Source organism: Achromobacter sp., from assembly GCF_049647645.1.
GTDB lineage: Bacteria > Pseudomonadota > Gammaproteobacteria > Burkholderiales > Burkholderiaceae_B > Achromobacter.
Genome location: NZ_JBARYB010000282.1, coordinates 1 through 4,835, shown reverse-complemented (window position 1 = coordinate 4,835; position 4,835 = coordinate 1). Strand labels below are relative to the sequence as shown.

The window sequence follows — 4,835 nt, the reverse complement described above, 5'->3', positions numbered from 1 at the left end:
CGGGCGCCCAGGGCGGCGCGCGCACGCAGAACGCGGCGGCGGGCATGGCGGCCCAGGCGGGGCAGGGCATGGCCGGCATGTCGGGTTCGAACAAGGGCGGACTGTCGGGCGAGCAGGAACGCATCTCGCGGGAGGACAACAGCACGCAGGCCGTCTCGTATTCGGCAGGCGGCGCGACCATCCAGGCGGATCCGGCCACCAACTCGCTCATCATCTCGGCCCCCGAACCGCTGTACCGCAGCCTGCGCGAGGTCATCGACCAGCTCGACCAGCGCCGCGCGCAGGTGCTGGTGGAAAGCCTGATCGTGGAGGTCAGCGAGGCCAAGGCGGCGGAGTTCGGCATTCAATGGATGACGGGCGCCGGCAACATCAACAGCGACGGCACCAGCTTCATCGGCGGCACCAACCTGGGCGGCAGCGGCATCACCGGCAAGGGGCCGACCACCATCGACGGCATAGGCAGCGGCTTGAGCCTGGGCGTGGTCAAGGGCACCGTCGACGTGCTGGGCAACAAGGTCATCAACCTGGGCGTGCTGGCGCGCGCGATGGAGAACACCGGCGAAGCCAACATCCTGTCCACGCCCAACCTGCTGACCCTGGACAACCAGTCGGCCAGCATCCTGGTGGGCAAGACCGTGCCCTTCGTGACCGGGCAGTACGTGACCTCGGGCAGCAACGGCAGCACCAATCCGTTCCAGACCATCGAACGCGAGGACGTGGGCCTGAAGCTGAACATCCGCCCGCAGATTTCCGAAGGCGGCGCGGTCAAGCTGGACATCTACCAGGAAGTCAGCAGCATCGACGAAAGCCGCTCCAACGCCACCACCGGCATCGTGACCAACAAGCGCGCCATCGATACCAGCGTGCTGATCGACGACGGCCAGATCATCGTGCTGGGCGGGCTGCTGGAAGACAATGTCACGCTTTCCACCAACAGCGTGCCGCTCCTGGGGTCCTTGCCCGTGATCGGCTCGCTGTTCCGCTACGATTCTCGCAAGCGCACCAAGACCAACCTGATGGTGTTCCTGCGCCCCTACGTGGTGCGCGACGCCAACCGCACGGCTGGCGTCACCATGGACCGCTACGACTATATGCGCCGCGCGCAGGCGGCCGTGCAGCCAGGCCAGCACTGGGCGCTGCCAGACATGCAGGCGCCGATGCTGCCGCCGCCGGGCTCCGCGCCTTCGGTGTCCAACAACGCCTATGACCTCCGCCCGGAACACCAGGCCGAAACGCTGCGCCGGCCGGCGCCGGTCACGGCCCAGTCCTTCGCGGTGCGCCAATATCCCGGCACGCAGTCCGCGCGCGACGCTTCGGAGGCCATCCGCGTGTCGCGCACGCTGATGCACAGCGTGGCCGTGGATCCCGATACGCTGCTATGAGCGCGCATCCTCTGCCTTATGCCTGGGCCCGGGCGCAGCGCGCGGTGCTGTCGCTGCGCGGCGGTCAGGCGCGCCTGACCGTCAGCCCGCGCACCCCGGAATGGGCAGTGCGCGAGATCCGGCGCTGCCACGGCGACATCGAGCTGGCGCAGATCGAAGACCAGGCGCTGGAAACCCTGCTGACCGCGGCCTACAGCCATTCAGAAGACGCGGCTTCGGTCATGGGCGTGGCCGAGAACGAGATCGACCTGGACCGCCTGATGCAGGACATGCCCGAGGTGGCGGACCTGCTGGAGGCCCAGGACGACGCGCCCGTGATCCGCATGATCAACGCGCTGTTCGCGCAGGCCGCGCGCGACGGCGCCAGCGATATCCACATCGAACCGTTCGAGACCCACTCCGTGGTGCGCTACCGGGTCGACGGCACCCTGCGCGACGTGGTGTCGCCGCGCAAGGCGCTGCATGCCGCGCTGATCTCGCGCATCAAGATCATGGCGCATCTGGACATCGCCGAAAAACGCTTGCCGCAGGATGGCCGCATCGCGCTGCGCGTGGGCGGGCGGCCGATAGACGTGCGCGTGTCCACCCTGCCCACCGGGCATGGCGAACGCGCCGTGCTGCGCCTGCTGGACAAGGAGGCCGGGCGTTTGCAGCTGGAGAAGCTGGGCATGGACACCGGCGTGCTGGGCCAGTTGGACCGGCTGATCCGCCAGCCGCACGGCATCGTGCTGGTGACCGGGCCTACCGGCAGCGGCAAGACCACCACGCTATACGCGGCGCTGAGCCGCCTGGACGCGTCCACCAGCAACATCCTCACGGTCGAGGATCCGATCGAGTACGACTTGTCCGGCATCAGCCAGACGCAGGTCAACGCCAAGATCGACATGAGCTTCGCGCTGGCCCTGCGCGCCATCCTGCGGCAGGACCCCGACGTCATCATGATCGGCGAAATCCGTGACCTGGAGACCGCGCAGATCGCGGTGCAGGCTTCGCTCACCGGCCACCTGGTGCTGGCCACGCTGCACACCAACGACTCGGTGTCCGCCGTGACCCGGCTCACCGACATGGGCGTGGAGCCCTTCTTGCTGGCTTCGTCGCTGCTGGGCGTGCTGGCGCAGCGCCTGGTGCGCAAGCTCTGTCCGGCCTGCAAGAAACCCGCCATGCAGGATGGCTTGCGCGTGTTCCACCCGGTGGGCTGCGACGCCTGCAACCACACGGGCTACAGCGGGCGCTCCGGCATCCACGAGCTGTTCACGGTGGACGACGAGGCGCGCCGGCTGATCCACGAAGGGCGCGACGAACGCGAGCTGCGGCGCGCGGCCGCCGCCTCGGGCATGCGGACCATGCGCGAGGACGGGCAGCGCTGGGTCGAGAGCGGGCAGACCTCGCCGGAGGAGATCCTGCGGGTCACGCGGGACGCCTAGCCGCTATACCTGCCAGCGATCTGGAAAATCGAAGGAAAGTTGGCGGTGGTGCCGGATCGAGAGCAGGTAGACCTGGTTCTTGATCCTGGCGTATAGCATCAGGTAGTGCGCGGACACGTACTCGCGCAGCTCCGCGTCCTTGGCGAGCGCGCTGAGCTGTTTGGCGAGACGAGCCGCGCCATTGGCGACTTCCACCGAGCGCACGTACCGTTCAAGGAACAAGCGCCCCATGTCGGGAAAGGCCGCAAGGTTCGGGATGATCACCGCCACCAACTCGTCCAGCAGGGTGTCGAAAGCGCGTGGCATCCCGGCATCCGCGAGGAAGGCTTCGATTTCCTCAAGCTGGCGTTCGAAGTTGGCGGTGAGCTTGACGGCAAGTTTGGCGGTCACGATGGCAGGCCGTCGGTCAGCGGGCAGCCTTGGCCGCGCGGTGGCGCTTGAGGGCGGACACCGCGCTTAGCGCGTCCTTGACCTTGCCGGCCGAAACATCGGCCAAGCCTCGGCTGGCGTCGTCGATCAACAGCAAGTGGATGCGTTCCTGTTCCAGCCGGTGGTAGTAGTCCAGGCGTTCGGCGTCGATCAGGGCGACGTAGCTTTCGCCATTCTTGGTGATGATTTTCTCAGCCCCGGACTTGACCTGATCAGCCAGCTCGGACAGATTGGCCCGGGCTTGGGACAGCGGAATTACATCGGCGGACGAGATGGCCATGGCGGGCTCCATAGGCTAGATATTTGTACATCATAACGTACGTTTTCTAGCCTAGCGCGATGCCCCGGAATCAGGTCCCGAAGGTCGTGACATCTCCCGAACGCCGGCCCAGCGCCGACAACAGTCCGTCCAGCGCCGCCCGGTCCGCTTCGCGCGCGGATCCGGCATAGGTTGCCTGGCCCTGGAACTTCAAGCCGCCGCGCCCGCCCGCGCTGCCCTGGCCGGACACGTCCAGCAGACCGCTTTCGGTGCTCAGGGCCAGCGTGGCGCCGGACTTGCCGCCTTGCACCCGCAGCAGATACGACCCCACGGGCGCCACCGGCGTCAGCGCGGTGCCGGCGTTGCGCCAGCGCAGTTCGGCCACCGGGCCGGCCGGCAGGGCCGCACCCAGCCGCAGCGGCTGCCAGCGGATGTCCAGCGTGCCCTGGGGCGCGATGGTGTTCCAGGGCGCGCCCAGCGCCGACAGGATGGAGGCGGGCGCACGCAGGGACTGGGCCGGCACGGATATGCCGTTCCAGCCGGGCGTGGCGCGCAAGGGGCCTTGCAGCCAGGGGTGCGAGATATCCAGGGCGAGCGCGTCCCAGCGCCATAGCCATTGCACCGGCTGCGGCAGCATGCGGCGCGCGCCGGGAGGCCCTAGCGCGATCCAGGCGCTGCCGCGCCACAAGGTGCCGCTGGCGTCCGCCAGCGTGACCGGCGTATTTTGCGGCAGCAGGACTAGCAGCCAGCGTGCGGGCAGGACGGCGACCGCGGCCGCGGCGGCACAGGTGGCGCCGGCCAGGAGCAACGCGGCGGAACGTTTGGAGAAGCGCAATCCAGCCATCTCAGCCACGCTCCGCTTGTGGCGCGGTCAGGCTTACCTTGCCATTGACCAGGCCGGGCAGCGGTCTGCCGTTGACGTTGGCGGCGCGTGTGAGATCTACCTGTTTTACAGCCAGGCCCCAGTCGCGAGCCGCGCCGTCCAGCCACCGCAAGAGCGTCGAAGAGGGCGCCTGCTTCAAGGTCAGCAGCACGCCGGGACCGGTTTCGGGTTGGTCCAGGCTCCACTGGTCCGCGGACAATCCGGCGCGTACCAGCGATGCAGCGAGTTCGGTGGCATTGGGCATGGCGCCAGCGGGGGCGGCGGATTTGTGCCGCAAGGCGACCGCCTGCGCGGTCAGGTCGGCGACCGTGGCGGCCTGGCCGCGCAACGCGGGCAATTCGGCTTGCAGCTTGCGCAGCGTGTTCAAGGGCGGCTCGATCAGCGTGACGAAGACCAGCGCCGACCCCAGCAGCAGGCCGGCGGCCGTCACCAGCCGGCGTTCGCGCGGCGCCAGCGCC

Annotated in this window: 6 protein-coding genes; 2 read left to right on the top strand and 4 right to left on the bottom strand. The window is 68.4% G+C overall.

Going from position 1 to position 4,835, the window contains the following annotated elements; all coding sequences use genetic code 11:
* Together gspD and gspE are read left to right on the top strand one after the other, a co-directional pair.
* A partial coding sequence (gene gspD, locus WBB14_RS32420; RefSeq protein ID WP_424243400.1) for a type II secretion system secretin GspD occupies window positions 1–1,382 on the top strand: 1,382 nt, incomplete at its 5' end.
* The gene (gene gspE / locus WBB14_RS32415; RefSeq protein ID WP_424243399.1) at window positions 1,379–2,806 is read left to right on the top strand and encodes a type II secretion system ATPase GspE; all 1,428 of its coding nucleotides are present in this window, start codon (window positions 1,379–1,381) and stop codon (window positions 2,804–2,806) included. The genes gspD and gspE, both read left to right, overlap by 4 nt.
* A gap of 3 nt (window positions 2,807–2,809) precedes the next feature.
* Here gspE and WBB14_RS32410 read toward each other — a convergent pair whose 3' ends face one another.
* From WBB14_RS32410 to gspM, 4 genes are all read right to left on the bottom strand, one after another.
* A complete protein-coding gene (locus WBB14_RS32410; protein WP_424243398.1) occupies window positions 2,810–3,196 on the bottom strand; it encodes a type II toxin-antitoxin system RelE/ParE family toxin in 387 nt (128 codons plus the stop codon).
* A gap of 16 nt (window positions 3,197–3,212) precedes the next feature.
* The gene (locus WBB14_RS32405) at window positions 3,213–3,515 is read right to left on the bottom strand and encodes a type II toxin-antitoxin system Phd/YefM family antitoxin (RefSeq protein ID WP_424243397.1); all 303 of its coding nucleotides are present in this window, start codon (window positions 3,513–3,515) and stop codon (window positions 3,213–3,215) included.
* Window positions 3,516–3,585: 70 nt separating this feature from the next.
* On the bottom strand, window positions 3,586–4,338 hold the full coding sequence (gene gspN, locus WBB14_RS32400) for a type II secretion system protein N (protein ID WP_424243396.1): 753 nt from the start codon (window positions 4,336–4,338) through the stop codon (window positions 3,586–3,588).
* 1 nt (window position 4,339) lies between these two features.
* On the bottom strand, window positions 4,340–4,835 hold a 496-nt coding region (gspM, locus tag WBB14_RS32395; RefSeq protein WP_424243395.1), incomplete at its 5' end, for a type II secretion system protein GspM.